This window comes from Vibrio sp. 811 (genome assembly GCF_033339195.1).
In genome coordinates this window covers 1-602 of record NZ_JAWOUB010000614.1, presented here as the reverse complement: position 1 = coordinate 602, position 602 = coordinate 1, and the positions used below count along the sequence as shown (strand labels likewise).

The following is a 602-nucleotide window of genomic DNA, read 5'->3' as shown; positions in this document are numbered from 1 at the left end:
ACCTTACTTATTTTTCTTATAAAAATAACGACAGGTTGATATGAGAAAAGCGACAATGTTGATTTTTTATTTTAAGTCATTGATTTTAAATTGGAATATTTATTCTGCTTAGGCGGTGTTAAGTTTTTGTTTCTTTTTTATGGTTTTCAAAATGTCGATTTTGACGAAAATGACGAGGTGAAACTTAACGGAGTTAACGTTCAAAATATGAAAGGCAATTATGGAATCTTTGATTTCACACAATGAATGGAAGGGTATAGAGGAGTATTATCGCTGCCTAAATACTCTTAAATAATAATATTTATCATTAGCAATACTCTTAAGGGCCACTATGAAATTATCAGAAATTAAACCTGGCGATACGGTGACAATTCGTTTGTTAGATGGTCTTTCATCAGATATTAGAAAAAAGCTTATGGTAATGGGGCTACTTCCGAACACAGAAGTTAAGGTGATCAGACGCGCGCCGATGGGAGACCCGCTACAAGTTGAGGTACGCGGTGTATCTGTTGCATTAAGAGAAACCATTGCTCAAAAAATTGAAGTGGAGCGAGTGTAATGCAGTATCAAGTTCTTACCGTAGGTAACCCAAACAGCGGTAA

Annotated in this window: 1 protein-coding gene; it reads left to right on the top strand. The window is 35.4% G+C overall.

All coding sequences use genetic code 11. The features are described from left to right. The first annotated feature begins 331 nt into the window (after positions 1–331). Positions 332–559, top strand: coding sequence for a FeoA family protein (locus tag R7Q46_RS28405; protein WP_005455496.1), 228 nt, complete (start codon positions 332–334; stop codon positions 557–559). Positions 560–602 lie beyond the last annotated feature (43 nt).

What these genes read in the sequence shown, in the direction of transcription:
- R7Q46_RS28405 (WP_005455496.1), top strand. Translation starts at nt 332, where the DNA reads ATGAAATTATCAGAAATTAAACCTGGCGATACGGTGACAATTCGTTTG.